This window comes from Shewanella sp. CAL98-MNA-CIBAN-0140, assembly GCF_040309905.1.
GTDB classification, from domain to species: domain Bacteria; phylum Pseudomonadota; class Gammaproteobacteria; order Enterobacterales; family Shewanellaceae; genus Shewanella; species Shewanella psychromarinicola.
The window spans coordinates 1-272 of the sequence record NZ_JBEOPI010000163.1; the positions used below are offsets into that span (position 1 = coordinate 1).

1 protein-coding gene is annotated in these 272 nt (G+C 50.7%); it reads right to left on the minus strand.

The window, feature by feature from the left end; translation table 11 throughout:
* The coding region (locus AAEY93_RS20600) for an ABC transporter ATP-binding protein (RefSeq protein WP_351079528.1) at window positions 1–272 on the minus strand (272 nt) is incomplete at both ends.

Below are 272 nucleotides of genomic sequence, written 5' to 3' on the forward strand. Positions count from 1 at the left end.
TCTGAGTGAAGATGGCGTCGCCAACGGCCAATGCTTCATCGATGATGAGGATGTCGGCATCGACGTGAGCAACGGTGGCAAAGGCAAGCCGCACGAACATGCCACTTGAATAGGTTTTTACTGGCTGATCGATGAAATCCCTGATCTCGGAGAAATTCACGATGTCATCGAAACGCTCGTCTGTCTGCTCTTTACTCAAACCATAAAATGCAGCGCTCAGGTAGACGTTTTCTCGGCCGGTGAATTCAGGGTTGAAGCCTGCACCCAATTCC